Source organism: Erwinia artemisiae (assembly GCF_051400835.1).
GTDB lineage: Bacteria > Pseudomonadota > Gammaproteobacteria > Enterobacterales > Enterobacteriaceae > Erwinia > Erwinia aeris.
On the sequence record NZ_JBLFFM010000018.1, the window covers coordinates 1 to 21,198 of the forward strand.

The 21,198-nt window shown below is 52.8% G+C and carries 32 protein-coding genes and 1 pseudogene; 6 read left to right on the forward strand and 27 right to left on the reverse strand.

Going from position 1 to position 21,198, the window contains the following annotated elements; all coding sequences use genetic code 11:
- The first annotated feature begins 255 nt into the window (after positions 1-255).
- Complete coding sequence (locus ACMGEE_RS21355; RefSeq protein WP_301253475.1) at positions 256-810, forward strand: gamma carbonic anhydrase family protein; 555 nt, start codon at positions 256-258, stop codon at positions 808-810.
- On the opposite strand, the gene ACMGEE_RS21360 is transcribed toward ACMGEE_RS21355, so the two are convergent.
- From ACMGEE_RS21360 to dprA, 6 genes are read right to left on the reverse strand one after another with little or no spacing between them, the layout of a single operon-like run.
- A complete protein-coding gene (locus ACMGEE_RS21360; protein WP_301253474.1) occupies positions 786-1,037 on the reverse strand; it encodes a DUF1488 family protein in 252 nt (83 codons plus the stop codon). The two genes, ACMGEE_RS21355 and ACMGEE_RS21360, sit on opposite strands and share 25 nt — an antisense overlap.
- Positions 1,034-1,852, reverse strand: coding sequence for a shikimate dehydrogenase (gene aroE / locus ACMGEE_RS21365; protein ID WP_436830623.1), 819 nt, complete (start codon positions 1,850-1,852; stop codon positions 1,034-1,036). Before aroE ends, ACMGEE_RS21360 begins: the two co-directional genes overlap by 4 nt.
- 3 nt (positions 1,853-1,855) lie before the next feature.
- Positions 1,856-2,428, reverse strand: coding sequence for an L-threonylcarbamoyladenylate synthase type 1 TsaC (gene tsaC / locus ACMGEE_RS21370; RefSeq protein ID WP_369897003.1), 573 nt, complete (start codon positions 2,426-2,428; stop codon positions 1,856-1,858).
- Positions 2,418-2,975: a DNA topoisomerase family protein gene (locus ACMGEE_RS21375; RefSeq protein ID WP_369897005.1), complete on the reverse strand. Its 558-nt coding sequence runs from the start codon at positions 2,973-2,975 to the stop codon at positions 2,418-2,420. Before ACMGEE_RS21375 ends, tsaC begins: the two co-directional genes overlap by 11 nt.
- 25 nt (positions 2,976-3,000) lie before the next feature.
- Positions 3,001-3,474 carry a DUF494 family protein Smg gene (gene smg / locus ACMGEE_RS21380; RefSeq protein WP_125290971.1) on the reverse strand — a complete coding sequence of 158 codons (474 nt, stop codon included), beginning with the start codon at positions 3,472-3,474 and terminating at the stop codon, positions 3,001-3,003.
- Entirely contained in the window at positions 3,446-4,570 is a 1,125-nt protein-coding gene (gene dprA, locus ACMGEE_RS21385) for a DNA-protecting protein DprA (protein ID WP_253457759.1), read from the reverse strand. Before dprA ends, smg begins: the two co-directional genes overlap by 29 nt.
- A gap of 119 nt (positions 4,571-4,689) precedes the next feature.
- On the opposite strand from dprA, the gene def reads away from it, so the two are divergent.
- The 5 genes from def (at position 4,690) to mscL (ending at position 9,483) form a co-directional block, all read left to right on the forward strand.
- The gene (gene def, locus ACMGEE_RS21390; RefSeq protein WP_125290972.1) at positions 4,690-5,199 is read left to right on the forward strand and encodes a peptide deformylase; all 510 of its coding nucleotides are present in this window, start codon (positions 4,690-4,692) and stop codon (positions 5,197-5,199) included.
- 24 nt (positions 5,200-5,223) lie between these two features.
- Positions 5,224-6,168, forward strand: a complete 945-nt coding sequence (gene fmt / locus ACMGEE_RS21395) for a methionyl-tRNA formyltransferase (RefSeq protein ID WP_301253470.1) — start codon at positions 5,224-5,226, stop codon at positions 6,166-6,168.
- Positions 6,169-6,211: 43 nt separating this feature from the next.
- Positions 6,212-7,501: a 16S rRNA (cytosine(967)-C(5))-methyltransferase RsmB gene (gene rsmB / locus ACMGEE_RS21400; RefSeq protein ID WP_370734924.1), complete on the forward strand. Its 1,290-nt coding sequence runs from the start codon at positions 6,212-6,214 to the stop codon at positions 7,499-7,501.
- 54 nt (positions 7,502-7,555) lie between these two features.
- Positions 7,556-8,932: a Trk system potassium transporter TrkA gene (gene trkA, locus ACMGEE_RS21405; RefSeq protein ID WP_301253468.1), complete on the forward strand. Its 1,377-nt coding sequence runs from the start codon at positions 7,556-7,558 to the stop codon at positions 8,930-8,932.
- A gap of 140 nt (positions 8,933-9,072) precedes the next feature.
- Entirely contained in the window at positions 9,073-9,483 is a 411-nt protein-coding gene (gene mscL / locus ACMGEE_RS21410; protein WP_125290976.1) for a large-conductance mechanosensitive channel protein MscL, read from the forward strand.
- Between the two features lie 46 nt (positions 9,484-9,529).
- Here the strand turns inward: mscL and ACMGEE_RS21415 are convergent.
- From ACMGEE_RS21415 to ACMGEE_RS21515, 21 genes and pseudogenes are all read right to left on the reverse strand, one after another.
- Positions 9,530-9,721 (reverse strand): annotated as a pseudogene (locus ACMGEE_RS21415) (alternative ribosome-rescue factor A); the annotation flags it as partial.
- A 54-nt stretch (positions 9,722-9,775) separates the two neighbouring features.
- Positions 9,776-10,198: a Zn(2+)-responsive transcriptional regulator gene (gene zntR / locus ACMGEE_RS21420; protein ID WP_253457748.1), complete on the reverse strand. Its 423-nt coding sequence runs from the start codon at positions 10,196-10,198 to the stop codon at positions 9,776-9,778.
- Positions 10,186-10,569 (reverse strand): DnaJ family domain-containing protein, encoded by a 384-nt coding sequence (locus ACMGEE_RS21425; RefSeq protein WP_253457745.1) that lies wholly within the window; start codon positions 10,567-10,569, stop codon positions 10,186-10,188. Before ACMGEE_RS21425 ends, zntR begins: the two co-directional genes overlap by 13 nt.
- Positions 10,570-10,685: 116 nt before the next feature.
- Entirely contained in the window at positions 10,686-11,069 is a 384-nt protein-coding gene (rplQ, locus tag ACMGEE_RS21430; RefSeq protein WP_120458461.1) for a 50S ribosomal protein L17, read from the reverse strand.
- A gap of 40 nt (positions 11,070-11,109) precedes the next feature.
- Positions 11,110-12,099 carry a DNA-directed RNA polymerase subunit alpha gene (locus ACMGEE_RS21435; protein ID WP_002919219.1) on the reverse strand — a complete coding sequence of 330 codons (990 nt, stop codon included), beginning with the start codon at positions 12,097-12,099 and terminating at the stop codon, positions 11,110-11,112.
- Positions 12,100-12,124: 25 nt separating this feature from the next.
- The gene (gene rpsD / locus ACMGEE_RS21440) at positions 12,125-12,745 is read right to left on the reverse strand and encodes a 30S ribosomal protein S4 (RefSeq protein WP_004160561.1); all 621 of its coding nucleotides are present in this window, start codon (positions 12,743-12,745) and stop codon (positions 12,125-12,127) included.
- A 32-nt stretch (positions 12,746-12,777) separates the two neighbouring features.
- Entirely contained in the window at positions 12,778-13,167 is a 390-nt protein-coding gene (gene rpsK, locus ACMGEE_RS21445) for a 30S ribosomal protein S11 (protein WP_034899652.1), read from the reverse strand.
- A gap of 16 nt (positions 13,168-13,183) precedes the next feature.
- On the reverse strand, positions 13,184-13,540 hold the full coding sequence (rpsM, locus tag ACMGEE_RS21450; RefSeq protein WP_048917626.1) for a 30S ribosomal protein S13: 357 nt from the start codon (positions 13,538-13,540) through the stop codon (positions 13,184-13,186).
- 135 nt (positions 13,541-13,675) lie between these two features.
- Positions 13,676-13,792, reverse strand: a complete 117-nt coding sequence (gene rpmJ, locus ACMGEE_RS21455) for a 50S ribosomal protein L36 (protein ID WP_004160566.1) — start codon at positions 13,790-13,792, stop codon at positions 13,676-13,678.
- A 32-nt stretch (positions 13,793-13,824) separates the two neighbouring features.
- Positions 13,825-15,156 (reverse strand): preprotein translocase subunit SecY, encoded by a 1,332-nt coding sequence (gene secY / locus ACMGEE_RS21460; RefSeq protein ID WP_124233601.1) that lies wholly within the window; start codon positions 15,154-15,156, stop codon positions 13,825-13,827.
- Between the two features lie 7 nt (positions 15,157-15,163).
- Positions 15,164-15,598 carry a 50S ribosomal protein L15 gene (gene rplO, locus ACMGEE_RS21465; protein WP_125290979.1) on the reverse strand — a complete coding sequence of 145 codons (435 nt, stop codon included), beginning with the start codon at positions 15,596-15,598 and terminating at the stop codon, positions 15,164-15,166.
- 3 nt (positions 15,599-15,601) lie between these two features.
- Positions 15,602-15,781 (reverse strand): 50S ribosomal protein L30, encoded by a 180-nt coding sequence (gene rpmD, locus ACMGEE_RS21470; protein ID WP_004160569.1) that lies wholly within the window; start codon positions 15,779-15,781, stop codon positions 15,602-15,604.
- Between the two features lie 5 nt (positions 15,782-15,786).
- The gene (gene rpsE / locus ACMGEE_RS21475) at positions 15,787-16,287 is read right to left on the reverse strand and encodes a 30S ribosomal protein S5 (protein WP_004160571.1); all 501 of its coding nucleotides are present in this window, start codon (positions 16,285-16,287) and stop codon (positions 15,787-15,789) included.
- A 14-nt stretch (positions 16,288-16,301) separates the two neighbouring features.
- Positions 16,302-16,655 (reverse strand): 50S ribosomal protein L18, encoded by a 354-nt coding sequence (rplR, locus tag ACMGEE_RS21480; RefSeq protein WP_004160572.1) that lies wholly within the window; start codon positions 16,653-16,655, stop codon positions 16,302-16,304.
- A 9-nt stretch (positions 16,656-16,664) separates the two neighbouring features.
- Complete coding sequence (gene rplF, locus ACMGEE_RS21485) at positions 16,665-17,198, reverse strand: 50S ribosomal protein L6 (RefSeq protein ID WP_253457742.1); 534 nt, start codon at positions 17,196-17,198, stop codon at positions 16,665-16,667.
- Between the two features lie 11 nt (positions 17,199-17,209).
- Entirely contained in the window at positions 17,210-17,602 is a 393-nt protein-coding gene (rpsH, locus tag ACMGEE_RS21490; protein WP_052902739.1) for a 30S ribosomal protein S8, read from the reverse strand.
- A 30-nt stretch (positions 17,603-17,632) separates the two neighbouring features.
- Positions 17,633-17,938, reverse strand: coding sequence for a 30S ribosomal protein S14 (gene rpsN / locus ACMGEE_RS21495; RefSeq protein WP_052902737.1), 306 nt, complete (start codon positions 17,936-17,938; stop codon positions 17,633-17,635).
- A 14-nt stretch (positions 17,939-17,952) separates the two neighbouring features.
- Entirely contained in the window at positions 17,953-18,492 is a 540-nt protein-coding gene (gene rplE, locus ACMGEE_RS21500) for a 50S ribosomal protein L5 (protein ID WP_024966584.1), read from the reverse strand.
- A gap of 14 nt (positions 18,493-18,506) precedes the next feature.
- Positions 18,507-18,821 carry a 50S ribosomal protein L24 gene (rplX, locus tag ACMGEE_RS21505; protein ID WP_020322770.1) on the reverse strand — a complete coding sequence of 105 codons (315 nt, stop codon included), beginning with the start codon at positions 18,819-18,821 and terminating at the stop codon, positions 18,507-18,509.
- A 10-nt stretch (positions 18,822-18,831) separates the two neighbouring features.
- Positions 18,832-19,203, reverse strand: coding sequence for a 50S ribosomal protein L14 (gene rplN, locus ACMGEE_RS21510; protein WP_002919748.1), 372 nt, complete (start codon positions 19,201-19,203; stop codon positions 18,832-18,834).
- Between the two features lie 305 nt (positions 19,204-19,508).
- Positions 19,509-20,984: an 8-oxoguanine deaminase gene (locus ACMGEE_RS21515; protein ID WP_436830624.1), complete on the reverse strand. Its 1,476-nt coding sequence runs from the start codon at positions 20,982-20,984 to the stop codon at positions 19,509-19,511.
- Between the last annotated feature and the right edge of the window lie 214 nt (positions 20,985-21,198).

Sequence of the window (21,198 nt, forward strand, 5' to 3'; positions counted from 1 at the left end):
GCGATTCAGCTTCCTGAACCTCCTGAGCCGCTGGCTGTAAGCCGTTGTGCCGTCTCAGTGGTTGCGCATTATAGGGATCCGTTCGGATAGCACAACCCTTTTTTTGATCTTTCTTTTCGACCGCTGATTTTTCACGCTTATCGTTGTGATAACGGACAATTTGCACAAAAATAGCGCTGATTTTAGTGAAGTTATTGATCGTTATTAGCCTGGGATGCCAGGCTTCATGGATCCTTTTATAAATGAGAGGCAGTTATGTCCGGAAATTTACGTCCTTATAAAGATACGTATCCCCAATGCGGCGAACGCGTCATGGTCGATGCTTCAAGCGTGGTGGTTGGTGAGGTGCAGTTAAATGATGACGTCAGTATCTGGCCGTTGGTTGCCATCCGGGGGGATGTAAATCGCGTTGTTATCGGTAAACGCAGTAATATTCAGGATGGCAGCGTACTGCATGTTACCCACAGGTCTTCTGCTAACCCGGAAGGCTTTCCGCTGATGGTCGGGGAAGATGTTACGGTTGGCCATAAGGCCATGCTCCATGGTTGCAGCATTGGTAATCGTGTACTGGTTGGCATGGGCTCGATACTGCTGGATGGCGTAATAGTAGAAGACGACGTCATGATTGGTGCAGGTAGCCTGGTACCGCCGGGTAAACGGCTGGCCAGCGGCTTTCTTTATTTAGGCAGCCCGGTAAAACAGATTCGGCCGCTTACTGAAGCTGAAATCAGCGGCCTGCTTTATTCATCTAACAACTATGTGAAATGGAAAGATGACTATCTGGCTCAGGAAAGCCAGATCCAGCCCTGAGCGTCTTCCTTTTCCGCCTTGATCGCCGCTTCTGCTTCCTCCTCCAGATCCCAACGATGTTGGCGGAAGCTTTCTATTACTTCTTTATCTTTACCAAAGCGGCGGATCAGCGATTCGCCGTCAATGGCGCAAAGGATCTGAAAGCCGTTGACCAAAGCGGGAAAGCAGATGGCGTTCGCCGACTCATCCCACCATTCACGATCGGGAAACAGGATCGCCTGGTTCATCCCTGAAGTTCCGCCTGCAAAGTAGCAATCACGGGCGCGACATCAGGAAACACATCGTGCCATAAAAAGAATGACCAGGCCGCCTGCCCTACCAGCATTCCAAGCCCGTCCGCCCTATGCGTTGCGCCCCGCTCCCGGCACCAGTGCAGAAACGGCGTTGCGCCAGGCTGATAAAACATATCGTAGCAGCGGGTTTGCGGGCCGATTAGCGATGCCGGTATAGCCGGTATTTCTCCGCCAACGCCGCTGGAAGTGGCATTGATAATAAGATCAAACTGCCTTGCCTCCAGGCTGTCCATCGGTTCGGCAGTGATTTCGCCAGCCTGCCGAAAAAGCTCAGCTAATGTCTGCGCCTTCGCCAGCGTGCGGTTAGTAATAGTCAGATCACAGCGCAAAGACAGCAGAGGCAGGATCACACCGCGAGCAGCGCCGCCCGCGCCCACCAGCAGTACCCGGTCGCCAGGCTTGATCAACGACAGTCTTTCTAAATCGGTCAGCAGACCAATCCCATCGGTGTTGTCGCCCAGCAGCCGCCCGTCGTCCAGCTTCTTTATAGTATTGACCGCGCCCGCCAGCGAAGCCCGCTCGGTCAGTTCATCCGCCAGCCGGTAAGCCTGCTCTTTAAAAGGCAGCGTCACGTTAGCGCCCGCGCCGCCCTGAGCAATAAAGTCCGCTACTGAACGATCGAATTCATCCACCGGCGCGCAAATACGACCGTAGGGATGAGGGATGCCGGTCTGCTCTGCAAAAAGCTGATGGATCCGTGGCGACTTGCTGTGATTAATCGGATTACCGAATACCGCAAAATTTCGCATTGTTTATCCCTGTCGAATCAGTTCGCCGGTTAAAGCATCGCGAATTTCAGAAGGATTGTTCCGTCCGCCTGTCTCAGACTGCAAAACGGGGAAATCTTTACCAAACTGCTGATGAACTTCCGCAGCGTGGCGGCAAGGCGGCAGGCCGGTAAGGTTGGCACTGGTGGACACCAGCGGCTTGCCGAAAGCCTCGCATAGCTGACGAACATCGGGATGGTCGCTGACCCGCACCGCCAGCGAATCAAACCGCCCTGTCAGCCAGCGAGGCGTAGTGTTGCGCGCCGGCACTACCCAGGTCACCGGGCCAGGCCAGAACGAGAACATCTTTTCTTTCTGTTCTGCCGTCAGCTGTGTTTCATCAAGGTAGGGCTGCAACTGTTGATAATCCGCCGCAATCAGGATTAATCCTTTTTCGACCGGACGCTGTTTTAACGCCAGTAGCGCCATGACGGCTGTTTCGCTGTCCGGGTTACATCCCAGACCAAATACCGCTTCGGTGGGATAAGCGATGACGGCATCCTGTCGTAAGTGCGCAAGGCAGGCATCCAGCGAGCCTGCCGGGTAGTTATTCTTCAATGCTGTTTCCTGCTGTAACGGGCTTGCCGCAGGCTTTGCTGGCACAAAAGCGCCTGACGCCGCGCGCGGTTTTTTTCTCAATTAATAGAGGGAAATGGCAAAGCTCACACTCGCCCTCTACCGGTGTAAAATTAACTGCAAACTGGCAGTCCGGATAACGATCGCAGGCATGAAACGTCTTGCCGTAGCGTGAACGCCGCTGCACCAGCTTTCCCTTCTCGCACTGTGGGCAGGCAAGCGTGGTTTCGTCGGGCTTATCGATGAGTTCCGTATGCGTGCAGTCGGGATAGCGGCTACAGCCGATGAACATGCCGTAGCGACCCTGACGTAAAGCCAGCTCCGCCTGGCAAACCGGGCAAAACTGGCCTTCAAGGATTTTAACAATATGGCCGTCGGCCTGGTTTTTAAGGGGGCGGATATAGTCGCATTCGGGATACGCTGAGCATCCCAGAAAAGCGCCGTGCTTTCCTGAACGAATGACCAGTTCCGCCCCGCACTGTGGGCAAGGCTCATTTTTTCGCACAGCGAAAAGCGCTGTTTTATTCATAGCATTTACGACACGAAGACGTTCTTCAGTGCACTATTCCTTCATTGACGTCAAAAAGAAGTTCTTCCATCTGTTGGTAGGCGTTTTCACATCCGGGGATGTTAAACAATACCATCAGCACCACCCATTTGAGATCTTCCAGATCGAACTCAAGCGTGTCCAGCGCCATAATACGCTCAATAACCATTTCCCGGGTTTCCAGATTCAGCACCTGAATTTGTTCCAGGAACAGAATGAATCCCCGGCAGTTGGCATCCAACCGCTGGCTCTCTTCTTCGGTATAAATCCTCATGGAAAGCGGATCGGCCGCCAGCAAAAAAGGCGCCGTCAGGCCATCCTGATAATCCGCCAGCTTTTCTAACCAGTTCAACGCATTATAAATATCTTCACGATGAAAACCGGCGTCGGTCAAATCGTCCGTCAATTTATCCTGATCGACGCGCATCTCTGCTTCGCTATGAATATACGTTTCAAATAAATACATCAGTACGTCGAACATGGCTTGCCCTCCTCAATCGGACATAGCCGCCGGGTACAGCTGCGATCCACCCTGCTAACTCCAGCTCAAGCAGCTTAGCTACGATAACTGGCACAGGCTGGCAGGCACGTTCAGCGACGACGTCAACAGGTGTAACCTCATCTCCTACGTTAGCCAACACCTCGGGAAATGGCAATGAACTATTGTCTTCCACAGCAGAATATATTGTTGAGTTTTTCGCCAGGGGTAACCATTTCAAATCGCTTTGTAACTGTTCAAGGATAGTATTGGGATGCGCGGTCAACAGCGCGCCCTGCTGAATAAGCCAGTGCGTGCCTTCACTACCGGGATTGCCGATCGCGCCAGGCAGCGCATAAACATCACGATTTTGCTCTAAAGCCAGCCTGGCGGTTACCAGCGAGCCGCTTTTCAGGGCCGCTTCCACCACCAGCACGCCCAGGCTCAAGCCGCTGATAATTCTGTTACGCCAGGGAAAATGCCAGGCGAACGGCGCAGCGGCAAGCGGGAATTCAGAAACCAGCGCGCCGCCCCCGGCAACAATCGCTTTCGCCAACGAAAGATGCTGGCGAGGATAGATTTTCATCAGCCCGCCCCCTAATACCGCCAGCGTTTTTCCCTTTACCTCTAATGCGGCCCTGTGGGCAACGCTATCGATGCCCAGCGCGAGCCCACTGGTAATGGTAATGCCGCTGAGCGCCAGCGTTTGTGTAAAGAAGGTTCCCCAGTTTCTGCCGTAGGCGGAGCAGCTGCGGCTGCCGATAACCGCTATCTGCGGCGTGGTCAGCAGCGCCGGATCGCCCTGAACAAAAAGGGCGGTGGGGAAATCGTGGATGTTTTTCAGTAAAGGAGGATACGCAGGGCTGTCGCAGGCAATAAAGTAGTGGTTATCCTGTTCCAGCCAGGCGAGCGTGCTGTTGATGACCGTCCGGTCATAAGCCAGAAAAGCCTCGGCTTGCTCAGCCCGCAGGCCCGCTTCAAGAAGCGTATTTTTATCCAGCGCCGTCTTGCATTGCAGCCTGGCGACGATCGCTTCACGCTGTAGCGCGGACAATTGCTTTACGGCTGACAGACGCAGCCAAATCTCCGTTGCCGTCATCGGTGCCATCCCTGCCCTGGGCTTTGGTTAACGTAGCGGGAATGCTGTCAATCATGAGGCGAAATGTCTACAATAAGAGGGATAAATCTCTTATTCCTTGAACACAAATCTGGAAAGTTATGTCCGTTTTGCAGGTATTACATTATCCCGACGATCGTCTTCGCATCGTCGCTAAGCCCGTGGCGGAAGTAAACGCCGATATTCAGCGTATCGTTGATGATATGTTCGACACCATGTATGCCGAAGAAGGTATTGGCCTGGCGGCGACGCAGGTCGATATTCATCAGCGCATTATCGTTATCGACGTTTCAGAAAACCGCGACGAGCGTCTGGTGCTGATCAACCCGGAGCTGCTGGAAAAAAGCGGCGATACCGGTATTGAAGAAGGCTGCCTCTCTATTCCGGAACAGCGGGCACTGGTGCCGCGCGCCGAAAAAGTGAAAATCCGCGCGCTGGATCGTGAAGGCAAAAGCTATGAGCTGGAAGCGGACGGCCTGCTGGCTATCTGTATTCAGCACGAAATGGATCATCTGGTCGGCAAGCTGTTTATCGATTACCTGTCGCCGCTGAAGCGCGATCGTATTCGTAAAAAGCTGGAGAAACTCTATCGCCAGACAGCTCAGGACTGATGAACATCTGAAGAAGGGAACCCCGTGTCCGACTCTTTAAACATTATCTTTGCCGGCACGCCTGACTTTGCAGCGCGTCATCTTGATGCGCTGCTGTCGTCCAGCCACAAAGTAGTAGGCGTTTTTACCCAGCCCGACCGACCGGCGGGCCGCGGCAACAAGCTGACGGCCAGCCCGGTTAAACAGCTGGCTGAGCAGCATGGTATTCCCGTGTTTCAGCCAAAATCCCTGCGTCCCGAAGAAAACCAGCAGCTGGTTGCCGATCTGCATGCTGACGTTATGGTCGTGGTGGCTTATGGCCTGATCCTGCCGGCCGCCGTGCTGGCTATGCCGCGCCTGGGCTGTATTAACGTACACGGTTCGCTGCTGCCAAAATGGCGCGGCGCGGCGCCTATCCAGCGTTCGCTCTGGGCTGGCGATGCGAAAACCGGCGTGACCATCATGCAGATGGATGTAGGCCTGGATACCGGCGATATGCTGCACAAGCTGGCCTGCCCGATTGAAGCGGACGATACCAGCGCCAGCCTCTATCAGAAGCTGGCCGAACTTGGCCCACAGGGCATGCTGACCACGCTTGAGCAGCTTGCCAGCGGCAGCGCGCAGCCGGAAGTACAGGATGAAGCGCTGGTTAGCTATGCGGAAAAGCTCAGTAAAGAAGAAGCGAAGCTGGACTGGACGCTATCCGCCGCCCAGCTGGAACGCTGCATTCGCGCTTTTAATCCCTGGCCGGTCAGCTATTTCACTATTGACGACCAGCCGGTCAAAGTGTGGAAAGCCTCGGTATTGCCGCACGTGGCAAAACAGCCTGGCGAAATTGTGCAGGCGGACAAAAACGGCATCCAGATTGCGACTGCCGATGGCGTTCTCAATATCGAAGAGCTACAGCCTGCCGGTAAAAAAGCCATGAAGGCGCAGGACCTGCTGAACTCCCGCCGTGAATGGTTTAATCCTGGCAACATCCTTGCCTGACTCCTCGCCCGACTTCGTGTCGGGCGATATTTAAAGCGATCCTATGAAAAAAAATACCAATCTGCGCAGCGTGGCTGCCGAGACTATTGAGAAAGTAGTCGAGCGTGGCGAGTCATTAAGCACCGTGCTGCCTGTCGCGCAAAAATTGCTGGCGGAAAAAGACGCCGCGCTGCTACAGGAGCTTTGCTATGGCGTGTTGCGTACGCTGCCGCAGCTGGAGTGGGTTATCAGTCAGCTGATGGAGCGCCCGCTTACCGGAAAGCAACGCGCCCTTCATTTCCTGATTATGGTGGGTCTTTACCAGCTGATGTTTACCCGTATCCCTGCTCACGCTGCGCTGGCGGAGACGGTGGAAGGCGCGGTCGCACTCAAACGGCAGCAGTTGAAGGGGCTGATCAACGGCGTACTGCGCCAGTTCCAGCGCAAGCAGGAGGAACTGACGACGGCGATGGCCGAAGGCGATCAGCAGTACCTGCATCCAAAATGGCTGCTGGCAAGGCTCAGAAACGCCTGGCCCGAGCAGTGGCCGCAAATCGTGGACGCTAACAACCAGCGCCCGCCAATGTGGCTGCGCGTTAATCGACAGCATCACAGCCGTGAAGCGTGGCTGACGCTGCTGCAGGAAGCCGGTAAAAATGCCGAGCCGCATCCGGTGCACAAGGATGCTCTACGGCTTGAAGCTCCCTGCCCGGTCTCGCAGCTACCCGGATTCGATCTGGGCTGGGTAACGGTACAGGATGCCTCTGCCCAGGGCTGTGTCGCCTTGCTCGATCCGCAAAACGGCGAAACGATTTTGGATCTCTGCGCCGCGCCGGGCGGTAAAACCACGCATATTCTGGAAGCCGCGCCTGAAGCCAGCGTGCTGGCCGTAGATATCGATGCAAAGCGGCTGGCCAGGGTCAGCGAAAATTTGCAGCGGCTGAATATGACTGCCGAAGTGAAAGTCGGCGATGGGACAGCGCCTGAACAATGGTGCGGCGACAGGCAGTTCGATCGCATTTTATTGGATGCGCCATGCTCGGCAACCGGCGTTATTCGTCGTCATCCGGATATTAAATGGCTGCGTCGCGACCGCGATATTCCCGAACTGGCGGCTATTCAGCAGCAAATTCTGGATGCTGTCTGGCCACATCTGAAGCCCGGCGGCACTTTGCTCTATGCTACCTGTTCGGTTCTGCCGGAAGAAAACCATCTGCAGGTTGCGGCATTCTTAGCGCGTCATACTGATGCTACGCTGAGTGATACCGGTGACGAAAAGCAGCCCGGGATTCAGGTTTTTCCTGATGCTCAGGGCGGTGACGGGTTTTATTATGCGAAGCTGGTAAAAAAATAACGTAGCGGCCGGCACGTCCGGCCTAATCCATTTTCCTGAACAGACTGAAGCACAATGAAAATCATTATTCTTGGCGCCGGTCAGGTCGGCGGCACGCTTGCCGAAAACCTGGTAGGTGAAAACAACGATATTACCGTGGTGGATACGGATTCCGGTCGCCTGCGTCAGTTACAGGATAAATACGATTTACGCGTTGTGCAGGGCCACGGTTCCCATCCACGGGTGCTGCGTGAAGCGGGCGCGGAAGATGCCGATATGCTGGTAGCGGTAACCAGCTCGGACGAAACCAATATGGTTGCCTGTCAGGTAGCCTACTCTCTTTTTAATACGCCAAACCGTATCGCCCGTATCCGCGCGCCGGACTATCTGCGCGATGCCGAGCGGCTCTTTATCCCGGAAGCCGTGCCGATTGATCATTTGATCTCGCCAGAACAGCTGGTTATCGACAATATTTACCGGCTAATCGAGTATCCGGGCGCGCTACAGGTGGTCAATTTCGCCGAAGGCAAGGTCAGCCTGGCGGTAGTAAAAGCCTATTATGGCGGGCCGCTGGTCGGTAATCCTCTGGCGATCATGCGTGAGCATATGCCGCACATTGATACGCGCGTCGCCGCTATCTTCCGTCAGGACCGCCCTATCCGTCCGCAGGGTTCAACGATTGTGGAAGCAGGCGACGAGGTCTTTTTTATCGCCGCAAGCCAGCATATCCGTGCCGTAATGAGCGAATACCAGCGTCTGGAAAAGCCCTATAAGCGCATTATGATTGTTGGCGGCGGTAATATTGGATCGGGTCTGGCGCAGCGGCTGGAAAAAAATTACAGCGTAAAACTGATTGAACGCAATCAGCAGCGCGCCGCCGAGCTGGCCGAGCTGCTGCAAAACACCATCGTCTTTTACGGCGATGCGTCGGATCAGGAACTGCTGGCCGAAGAGCATATCGATCAGATCGATCTTTTTATTGCCATTACCAATGACGACGAAGCCAATATCATGTCGGCCATGCTGGCGAAGAAGATGGGCGCGAAGAAAGTGATGGTGCTGATCCAGCGAAAAGCCTACGTCGATCTGGTGCAGGGCAGCGTGATCGATATCGCCATCTCGCCGCAGCAGGCGACGATTTCTGCGCTGCTGGGCCACGTGCGTAAGGCCGATATTGTCGGCGTCTCCTCGCTGCGCCGTGGCGTGGCCGAAGCGATCGAGGCGATCGCGCATGGGGACGAAACCACCTCGCGCGTTGTCGGCAGATCGATTGACGATATCAAGCTGCCGCCGGGGACTATTATTGGCGCGGTTGTGCGCGGCGATGATGTAATGATCGCTAACGACAATCTGCGGATCGAACAAGGCGATCATGTGATCATGTTCCTGACCGACAAGAAATTTGTGCCAGACGTGGAAAGACTGTTCCAGCCCAGCCCGTTCTTTTTATAACGCTTCGCGCTGCCAGGGACTGGCGCCGTGTTACCCCTTAGCGCTGCTCTTTTCACCCGTCTTGTTTTTCTCCGCCGTTAACATGGCAAAAGCCGGTTCGTTTGTTAGACTTACTCACTGGCACAGGAAAGGAGATAACAATGAGTTTATTCAAAGAGTTTCGCGATTTCGCTATGCGCGGCAACGTTGTCGATCTGGCGGTCGGTGTAATTATTGGTGCCGCATTCGGTAAGATCGTTTCTTCTTTGGTGGCGAACATTATTATGCCGCCGCTGGGATTATTGATTGGTGGAATAGACTTTAAACAGTTTGGCTGGGTACTGAAACCTGCCGTCGGCGATGCGCCTGCGGTTGTGATGCAGTACGGTATCTTCCTACAGAACGTTTTTGATTTTATCATCGTGGCTTTCGCTATCTTCCTGGCTATTAAGCTGATGAACAAGCTGCACAAGAAGAAAGAAGTTGAAAAGCCTGCGCCTAAAATCAGCGCGGAAGAGACGCTGCTGACTGAAATCCGTGATTTGCTGAAGCAGAAAAACGGTCAGATCTGACAGCACCAGTAAAAAAAGAACCGCCTTCGAGGGCGGTTTTTTTGTGGCCTGAAAGCAGAAGGCCAGTGGTAAAGTCTGCTTTACCACTGGCCTCCCGGGCTACGTGCTTGTCCTTACGCCGATAGCTGCCTTTGCCTTTTTTATTCGCTTCGACACGCGTTTTGAACAGTGGGTCGTGTAGTAAAGCCTCCAGCGCGTTATCGCGAATGGTGCCTTTCTTGTGCTGATATTTAGTCATATACCTTCCTTATGGTTGAATCGGCAATGAATATAGAACTCAAACGGCAAAAGATCAATCCGCCGTCGGGGCCAGCGCGCCTTTTTCTAACGCTTCCAGTATGGAGCAGTAAACGCTGCTGTGAGCCGTCCCGCAGCAGGCATCATTCAGCCTGGTCAGTGAACGCTGCATATGTTGCAGTTCAGCGATCATGCTTTCGACTTCCTGCAGTCTCGTTTGCACGATAGTTTTCGACTCCTGACAGGTATGGTGTTCAGGATCGATGCGGATCGAAAGCAGTTCACGAATGGCTTCCAGGCTAAAGCCCAGCTGTCTGCCATAACGAATAAACCGCAGCCGCTGAAGATCGTTCTGGCTATAGAGCCGGAAACCGCCTTCCGTGCGGATCTCATGATCCATCATTTGCTGCTTTTCATAATAGCGGATCGTATCGGGCGTTACGTCCGCCAGTTTCGCCAGCTGACCTATTTTATACATGCCTTTTCTCCAAAAAGCCGCTGCTGTAATTGCCCGCCATACTCGCTCCTGAGGAAGTCGGTACTCATCCCTGCCTGCCTGAGCTTGCTTTCTAAAAGCGCGAGGTGTTTAGCATGTTGAGCATAGCGCTCATCCGTGGGTTCAATACCGGCAAGCAGTTCGTTGAGCTCCACCGCTTCGCGACGCATTTCCAGCTCGGGCGGGAGAAAACCGGAATTCTTCATCAGGCGATACGCCGCGCGCAGTTCGGGCGGCACGTGACTGTCGTCATCCAGCGCCAGCTTTTTACCGCTGCCGGGCAGATTATCGAATTCACCCTTTTTTTGGGCTTCAGCAATGTGCTGTTCTACCAGCTGGTCAAATAACCACATTATGACCTCGTGGACGGGGGAAAGAACAAACAGGATAGCGCGTTGTAAAAGGGAGGGGAAATTTCAGATATAAAAAAACCGGGCATACGCCCGGTTTTTCCAGATTGCGGCAGATATTACTCTGCTGCTTCTGCTTGAGCTTCTGGACGATCAACCAGCTCGATGTAAGCCATCGGAGCGTTGTCACCAGCGCGGAAGCCACACTTCAGAATACGAGTGTATCCACCGGCACGGCTCGCGAAACGCGGGCCCAGCTCGTTAAACAGTTTTGCCACGATCTCGTTATCACGAGTGCGGGCGAATGCCAGACGACGATTAGCTACGCTGTCGGTCTTGGCAAGAGTAATCAGCGGCTCAACTACACGACGCAGCTCTTTCGCTTTTGGCAGGGTCGTCTTGATGATTTCATGACGAACCAAAGAGCCTGCCATGTTGCGGAACATAGCCTGGCGATGGCTGCTGTTGCGGTTCAGTTGACGACCACTCTTACGATGGCGCATGACCTTATCCTTCTCAGTGAAACCTTAACCTGTGATCGGGTTATTCATCAGCGATGCTAGCGGGCGGCCAGTTTTCCAGGCGCATGCCCAGAGACAGACCACGAGAAGCCAGCACGTCTTTAATCTCGGTAAGAGATTTTTTACCAAGGTTAGGCGTTTTAAGCAGCTCAACCTCGGTACGCTGTACCAGATCACCGATGTAGTGGATAGCTTCTGCCTTAAGGCAGTTAGCAGAGCGGACAGTCAATTCCAGATCGTCAACAGGGCGCAGCAGGATCGGATCGAATTCTGGTTTCTCTTCTTTCACTTCCGGCTGACGTACATCACGTAAGTCAACGAAAGCTTCCAGTTGTTCAGCCAGAATGGTTGCCGCACGGCGGATCGCTTCTTCAGGATCGATAGTGCCGTTGGTTTCCATTTCGATGACCAGCTTGTCCAGGTCAGTACGCTGTTCTACACGCGCTGCTTCAACATTGTAGGCAATACGCTCTACAGGGCTGTAGCAGGCGTCGACCAACAGACGACCGATCGGGCGCTCATCTTCTTCCGAATGAATTCGGGCAGAAGCCGGCACATAACCACGACCGCGCTGAACTTTGATACGCATGCTGATAGCCGCGTTCTCATCAGTCAGGTGGCAGATCACGTGCTGCGGCTTGACGATTTCGACATCACCATCATGGGTGATATCGGCTGCAGTCACAGGGCCAATGCCAGATTTATTCAGAGTAAGAATAACTTCATCTTTCCCCTGAACTCTTACCGCCAGCCCTTTCAGGTTGAGCAGGATTTCCAGGATATCTTCCTGTACGCCCTCTTTGGTGCTGTACTCATGTAGTACACCATCAATTTCAACCTCGGTCACCGCGCAACCCGGCATTGATGAAAGCAGAATACGGCGCAGTGCGTTACCAAGAGTATGGCCAAAGCCACGCTCTAAAGGCTCAAGGGTCACCTTGGCGTGCGTCGAACTCACTTGCTCGATATCTACCAGGCGCGGTTTTAGAAACTCTGTCACAGAACCCTGCATTGTGTCCTCTCTTTGGTACTAAGCTTTACTTGGAGTAAAGCTCGACGATCAGGTGTTCGTTAATGTCCGCAGACAGATCGGTACGTTCAGGAATACGTTTGAACACACCTTCCATCTTAGTTGCATCAACTTCCAGCCAGGTTGGCTTTTCACGCTGCTCAGCCAGCTCCAGAGCGGCTTTCACGCGAGACTGCTTTTTGGCTTTCTCACGGATGCTAACAACGTCATTCGGAGTTACCTGATAAGAAGCGATGCTAACAACGCGACCATTTACCATGATGGATTTGTGGCTAACCAGCTGACGTGCTTCTGCACGAGTGGCGCCAAAGCCCATACGGTAAACAACGTTATCCAGACGACCTTCCAGCAGAGCTAACAGGTTTTCACCGGTGTTGCCTTTCAGACGTGCTGCTTCTTTATAATAGTTACGGAACTGACGCTCCAGCACGCCGTAGATACGACGAACTTTTTGCTTTTCACGTAACTGTACGCCATAGTCAGACAGACGCGGTTTACGCGCACCGTGCTGGCCAGGGGCTTGTTCAATCTTACACTTGGTATCAATCGCGCGAACGCCAGACTTCAGGAAGAGGTCTGTACCTTCACGACGGCTCAGCTTGAGCTTAGGACCCAAATATCTTGCCATTTTCTTTCTCCAACATTCCTAAAAAACGAGCGTTATACGCGGCGTTTTTTCGGCGGACGACAACCGTTGTGAGGGATCGGAGTCACATCAGTAATATTAGTGATGCGGAAACCAGCAGCGTTCAGAGCACGAATCGTTGATTCGCGGCCTGGACCAGGACCCTTAACCATAACTTCCAGGTTCTTAATACCGTACTCTTTCACGGCGTCTGCGCAACGTTCAGCGGCAACCTGTGCAGCGAACGGCGTAGATTTACGAGAACCACGGAAACCGGAACCACCGGCTGTTGCCCAACCCAGCGCGTTACCCTGACGATCGGTAATGGTCACGATGGTGTTGTTGAAAGATGCATGGACATGAGCCACGCCATCAGAGACTTGCTTTCTTACACGCTTGCGTGCACGAACTGGTGCCTTTGCCATTATTCAATCACCCCGATTATTTCTTGATCGGTTTACGCGGACCCTTACGGGTACGTGCGTTGGTCTTGGTACGCTGACCGCGCACTGGAAGACCACGACGATGACGTAAACCACGATAGCAACCAAGGTCCATCAGACGCTTGATGCTCAGGGTGACTTCACGACGCAGATCGCCTTCAACAACAAACTTTGCAACTGCGTCACGCAGAATGTCGATTTGTTCTTCAGACAGCTCACTGATCTTAACATTTTCAGCGATTCCCGTTGATGCACAGATAGCCTGTGAGCGGGTCTTGCCGATACCGAAGATCGCGGTTAGTGCGATAACAGTATGTTTATGATCAGGAATGTTAATGCCTGCTATACGGGCCACTATGCACTCCTACTATTTAAATATGCGCCCCATGCTGAAAAGCCCGTTTTCAGGATACTCAAATGGAAACGCATAGACATACAAAAGATTGGCTGGCTAATCTAGCCAGCTCAACCCGACTTTGCAAGAAAAATATTAGCCCTGACGCTGTTTATGCTTAGGCTCGGCGCTGCAAATCACACGTACGACACCATCACGACGGATGATTTTGCAGTTACGACATAATTTCTTGACGGAAGCACGAACTTTCATTTTTACTCTCCGTAACTTCTCAAGCGCCTGAATTAACGGCCGTAGCCCTTCAGGTTTGCTTTCTTCAATGCAGACTCGTATTGACTGGACATCATCAGAGTTTGCACTTGAGCCATAAAGTCCATGATGACAACAACTACGATCAGCAGTGAAGTACCGCCGAAGTAGAATGGAACTTTCATCGCATCACGCATGAACTCCGGGATTAGGCAGATGAAAGTAATGTAGAGCGCACCCACTAACGTGAGGCGAGTCATTACTTTATCGATGTACTTCGCCGTCTGTTCTCCCGGACGAATTCCTGGTACAAATGCACCAGACTTCTTCAGGTTATCTGCTGTTTCACGCGGGTTGAAAACCAACGCCGTATAGAAGAAACAGAAGAAGATGATTGCAGTCGCATAGAGTAACACATAAAGCGGTTGACCAGGCTGCAAATACATTGAAATAGTCGTCAGCCAGTTCCAACCGGTTCCGCCCCCGAACCATGAAGCTATGGTCGCCGGGAACAGGATAATGCTGGAAGCAAAGATTGCCGGGATAACCCCTGCCATATTCACTTTCAACGGTAAATGTGTGCTCTGCGCAGCATAGACACGACGGCCTTGCTGACGTTTCGCATAGTTCACCACAATGCGGCGTTGACCACGCTCAACGAAAACAACGAAGAAGGTCACTGCAAATACAAGAACTGCAACCAACAGCAACAGGAGGAAGTGCAGGTCGCCTTGCCGCGCTTGCTCGATGGTATGGCCAATGGCCGGCGGCAGTCCCGCAACAATACCAGCGAAGATTATGATGGAGATACCGTTGCCGATACCCCGCTCAGTAATCTGTTCACCCAGCCACATCAGGAACATTGTCCCGGTCACCAGGCTGACAACAGCGGTAAAGTAGAAGGCAAAGCCTGGGTTTAACACCAGGCCCTGCATTCCAGGCATATTCGGCAGACCGGTAGCAATACCGATAGACTGAAATATGCCCAGTACCAGTGTGCCGTAGCGGGTGTACTGGCTAATCTTACGACGGCCAGCCTCCCCTTCTTTCTTTATTTCTGCCAGCGCGGGATGAACCACGGTCAGCAGCTGGATAATAATCGAGGCCGAAATATACGGCATAATACCCAGGGCAAAGATAGAAGCACGGCTCAGAGCACCACCAGAGAACATGTTGAACATTTCAATGATGGTGCCACGCTGTTGCTCAAGCAGTTTGGCAAGTACAGTGGCATCGATACCAGGGATTGGAATAAAAGAGCCAATGCGGAATACAATCAGCGCACCAATCACAAACAGAAGTCTGCGTTTTAGTTCGCCAAAACCACCTTTGGCACTTTGAAAATCTAATCCCGGTTGCTTAGCCATCTGCTACTTATTCCTCAATTTTACCGCCAGCAGCTTCGATTGCAGCACGAGCGCCTTTAGTGACACGCAGACCGCGAACCGTTACCGGAGCAGAGACTTCGCCAGACAGGATAACCTTAGCGAATTCGATCTGAATACCGATAATGTTGGCCGCTTTCAGCGTGTTCAGGTCGACGATCCCGCCTTCAACTTTCGCCAGGTCAGACAGACGAACTTCTGTCGTAACCATAGATTTGCGAGAGGTGAAACCGAATTTCGGCAGACGACGGTACAGAGGCATCTGGCCACCTTCGAACCCACGACGTACGCCACCGCCAGAACGAGAGTTCTGACCTTTGTGACCACGACCGCCGGTTTTACCGAGGCCAGAACCGATACCACGACCCAGACGCTTGGAAGCGTGTTTAGACCCGTCGGCCGGAGACAGAGTATTTAAACGCATCTGTTACTCCTCCACTTTAACCATGTAGGAAATCGCGTTAACCATGCCGCGTACAGCTGGCGTGTCTTCACGCTCTACGGTGTGGTTAATACGACGCAGACCCAGGCCAAGCAGCGTTGCCTTGTGTTTCGGCAAACGTCCGATCGAACTGCGGGTTTGAGTAATTTTAATAGTCTTAGCCATGGTCATTACCCCAGAATGTCTTCAACGGATTTGCCACGCTTGGCAGCGACCATTTCTGGGGAATTCATGTTGGCCAGGCCATCCAGCGTTGCACGAACCACGTTAATCGGGTTAGTGGAACCGTAGGCTTTAGCCAGAACGTTATGAACCCCAGCGACTTCCAGAACGGCGCGCATTGCACCGCCGGCAATGATACCGGTACCTTCAGAAGCCGGCTGCATGAACACACGAGAACCTGTGTGCACACCTTTAACAGGGTGCTGCAGGGTGCCGTTGTTCAGCGCGACATTGATCATATTGCGACGAGCTTTTTCCATCGCTTTCTGGATCGCTGCTGGAACTTCACGCGCTTTACCGTAACCAAAACCGATGCGACCGTTACCGTCGCCTACCACTGTCAGTGCAGTGAAGGAGAAAATACGACCACCTTTAACGGTTTTCGATACGCGATTTACCGCGATCAGCTTTTCCTGCAGTTCGCCAGCTTGTTTTTCGATGTGTGCCATCTTACACCTCTACCTTAGAACTGTAGGCCAGCTTCACGGGCAGCATCTGCCAGTGCCTGGACACGACCATGATATTGGAAACCAGAGCGGTCGAAAGAAACACCAGTGATGCCTTTTTCGATTGCGCGCTCAGCAACTGCTTTACCAACAGCGGCGGCGGCGTCTTTGTTTCCAGTGTACTTCAGTTGCTCACTGATTGCTTTTTCTACTGTAGAAGCAGCAACCAGAACTTCAGAACCGTTTGGAGCAATTACCTGTGCGTAAATATGACGCGGGGTACGATGTACCACCAGGCGAGTTGCACCCAGCTCTTTGAGCTTGCGGCGTGCGCGGGTCGCACGACGGATACGAGCAGATTTCTTATCCATAGTGTTACCTTACTTCTTCTTAGCCTCTTTGGTACGCACGACTTCGTCGGCGTAACGAACACCCTTGCCTTTATAAGGCTCAGGACGACGGTAGGCGCGCAGATCGGCTGCAACCTGTCCAATCATCTGCTTATCAGCGCCTTTCAGCACGATTTCAGTTTGAGTTGGGCATTCAGCAGTGATTCCCGCTGGCAGCGCGTGTTCAACAGGGTGAGAAAAGCCCAGGGCCAGACTCACAGCGTTGCCTTTCACGGCCGCACGATAACCTACACCAACCAGCTGCAGCTTCTTAGTGAAGCCTTCGGTAACACCGATAACCATACTGTTCAGCAGTGCGCGAGAAGTACCAGCCTGTGCCCAACCGTCTGCAAAACCTTCGCGTGGTGCGAAAGTCAGAGTGTTGTCAGCATGCTTAACTTCTACAGCATTGTTGATAGTACGAGTCAGCTCGCCGTTTTTACCTTTAATCGAAATAACCTGACCGTCGAGTTTTACCTCTACGCCGGCAGGAATGACGACAGGTGCTTTAGCAACACGAGACATTCTTTCCTCCGTTAAGCTACGTAGCAGATAATTTCGCCACCAAGACCAGCCTGGCGCGCTGCACGATCGGTCATGACACCTTTAGAGGTAGAAACAACAGCGATACCCAGTCCAGCCATTACTTTTGGCAGTTCGTCTTTGCGTTTGTAGATACGCAGACCTGGACGGCTTACACGCTGAATGCTTTCTACCACAGCCTTGCCCTGGAAATACTTAAGAGTCAGTTCCAGTTCTGGCTTGGTGTCGCCTTCGATTTTAAATTCTTCAATATATCCTTCTTCCTTCAGCACGTTGGCAATTGCCACTTTCAGCTTGGAGGAAGGCATGGTGACCGCAACTTTGTTCGCGGCCTGACCGTTACGGATACGGGTCAGCATATCCGCGATCGGATCTTGCATGCTCATCTGTCTTTACTCCCGTGATTCAATTGGTAATTACCAGCTAGCCTTTTTCAAGCCAGGCACTTCACCGCGCATGGCGGCTTCACGCAGCTTGATACGGCTCAACCCGAATTTGCCCACATAACCATGTGGACGGCCAGTTTGGCGGCAGCGGTTACGCTGACGGGACGGGCTGGAATCACGCGGCAGAGTTTGCAGCTTGAGAACCGCATTCCAACGATCTTCGTCGGAAGAGTTCACACTAGAGATGATAGCTTTTAATTCCTCGCGTTTAGCGCGGTATTTATCAGCCAGTTTTACGCGAACGACTTCGCGTGCCTTCATCGATTGCTTAGCCATGAAGTAACCCTACCTTACTTGCGGAACGGGAAGTCAAAGGCAGCCAGCAGAGCACGGCCTTCATCGTCAGATTTCGCAGTAGTGGTAATGGTAATATCCAAACCACGAACGCGATCGACTTTGTCATAGTCGATTTCTGGGAAGATGATCTGCTCACGAACGCCCATGCTGTAGTTACCACGACCGTCGAATGACTTAGCGGACAGGCCACGGAAGTCACGGATACGAGGTACAGCAATAGAGATCAGACGCTCAAAGAACTCCCACATGCGTTCGCCACGCAGAGTTACTTTACAGCCGATCGGATAGCCCTGACGGATTTTGAAGCCTGCAACAGATTTGCGTGCTTTGGTGATAAACGGTTTTTGACCGGAGATTGCTGCCAGGTCAGCTGCTGCGTTATCCAGCAGTTTCTTGTCAGCGATCGCTTCACCAACACCCATGTTCAGGGTGATCTTCTCGACCCGAGGGACTTGCATGACAGAATTGTAGTTAAACTCAGTCATGAGTTTCTTAACTACTTCGTCTTTGTAGTAATCATGCAGTTTCGCCATCGTACTACTCCAAATTACTTGATAGTTTCGCTGTTAGACTTGAAGAAACGGACTTTTTTGCCGTCTTCGAATCTAAAGCCTACACGGTCAGCCTTGCCGGTGGCAGTGTTGTAAAGCGCAACGTTGGAAACCTGAATAGCGGCTTCTTTTTCAACGATGCCACCTGGTTGGTTCAGAGCCGGAACCGGCTTCTGATGTTTCTTCACCAGGTTGATACCTTCAACAATGACCTTGCCAGAAGACAGGACATTCTTAACTTTACCGCGCTTACCTTTATCTTTGCCGGTCAGCACGATAACTTCGTCATCGCGACGGATTTTAGCTGCCATTTTTCGCTCCTTAGAGTACTTCTGGTGCCAGAGAGATAATTTTCATGAACTTTTCAGTACGAAGTTCACGAGTTACCGGCCCAAAAATACGCGTTCCGATAGGCTGCTCGCTGTTATTGTTCAGAATAACGCATGCATTACCATCGAAGCGAATGACAGAACCGTCCGGGCGACGAACACCCTTCTTGGTGCGCACCACTACCGCCTTCAGCACATCACCTTTCTTAACCTTACCGCGAGGAATTGCTTCCTTGATGGTAATTTTGATGATATCGCCTACGCCTGCGTAGCGACGGTGCGAGCCACCCAGAACCTTGATACACATTACGCGACGTGCACCGGAGTTGTCGGCGACGTTCAGCATAGTCTGTTCTTGGATCATTTTAGTGCTCCGCTAATGTCAACTACTACTTCGGGACCTGATTCAGGTCGTATAAAAGCCCCATTATTGAGGGCGCAGCATTATAACACCGCATCTCGCATATGGGTAGAAAAAATAAACGACTCATATCGAGTCGATATTTGATCCTCTAAATTGAGGAACGCGACATTCTAAGGAATTGTTCACCCGGTAGCAATCGTAATCTGCACACTTCTTCAGCTTGATGGGGGTTTAAAGGCGTAATTCTGGAAACGGCTCGTAAAAAAGACGGTTTTCTGACCGTCTTTTGTGCCGATTTTCACTGCTCAGGGATAAAGCGTGGCGGCGAGCGCATTGTGCTGCGCAACGGTTTTGTCCAAATCCATCACCGTCATCTGCCCTTTCTCGACCACGACTCTGCCATTAATCACGCTGTAAGCTACCGTTCCTGGATTGCAAAAGACCAGCGCCGCCAGCGGATCGTGTCCGGCGCCTGCCAGGCCGGGACGATTCAGATCGAAAGCGACGATATCCGCCATCATACCGGGCGCAATGGCGCCGACATCGTCACGGTTCAACACTTTTGCGCCGTTAAGCGTCGCCAGTTCCAGCGCCTGCCTGGCCGTCATCGCATCCGGGCCGAAGCCAACCCGCTGCAACAGCATCGCCTGACGCACTTCCGCTATCATATCCGCCGTGTCATTTGACGCCGAACCATCCACGCCCAATCCCACATTCACGCCGGCATTGAGCATGGTTCTTACTGGTGCGATACCGGAGGCCAGCCGCATATTGGAACAGGGGCAGTGTGCAATGCCCGTGCCGGTGCGGGCAAAAAGGTTAATGCCGTAATCGTCCAGCTTCACGCAGTGGGCATGCCACACGTCATGCCCGACCCAGCCCAGCTCTTCAACATACTGCGCCGGCGTACGGTTGAATTTTTCCTGGCTATAGCGAACATCGTTATCGTTTTCCGCCAGATGAGTGTGCAGAGACACTTTATAGCTGCGCGCCAGGCTGGCCGACTCCCTCATTAAATCCTGAGTAACGGAAAAAGGCGAGCAAGGCGCCACTACGATCCGCAGCATCGAGCCGCGTCGGGCGTCGTGATAACGCTCAATGACCCGCTGGGTGTCGGTCAAAATTGCCGCTTCGTCTTCCACCAGGGAATCCGGCGGCAGTCCTCCCCTGCTCTGCCCCAGGCTCATGCTGCCGCGACTGGCATGAAAACGCATTCCCATCCGGGCGGCGGCTTCAATACTGTCATCTAATTTACAGCCACCAGGATAAAGGTAAAGATGATCGCTGGTCGTGGTGCAGCCGGACAGGATCAGCTCGGCCATCGACATCATGGTCGAAACGCGGATCATCTCCGGCGTCATTTTCTGCCAGATGGGATAAAGGTTGCTGATCCATTTAAACAGCTCGCCATCCTGGGCGGGAGGAATGACCCGCGTCAGGCTCTGGTACATATGGTGATGAGTATTGATCAGCCCCGGAATGGCAATGTGTCCCTTCAGATCGATGACTTCATCTGCCTGCTGCGGTAGCTCTTCGGCTTTGCCGACCGCCGTAATAACATTGCCTTTTATCAGTATGCTGCCGTGGCGGATCTCTCGCCTTTCGTGATCCATAGTCGCAATCATATCGGCGTTTTTCAGCAGCAGCGTCCGGTCAGGTTTTACGGGATGATGCTCTTTAGCCGGGGCCGCAGAGGGCGCGACGGCAAAAAGTTTAGAGGAAGCGGCAAGCAGCGGTAGAGTCAGCAGCAGCCGACGGGTCTGGTCTGGTTGATTGTGCATAATTACTTTCCATGTCGTATTCCCGATACAGGGCTGACTACACACGCGCCCTGCGCAAGTCCGCCCGGCAGCGCCGAACGATAAGCTTATCTTAAGCATTATGGAAAGATTAAACGTGATCGGGATCATCGGGGGCTGCCACGATCGGCGAGCATTCATTAAAGAGGGTTTTGCAGAGGGAAAATCGGGAGAGCAGAAAAGAAAAAACCCCCGC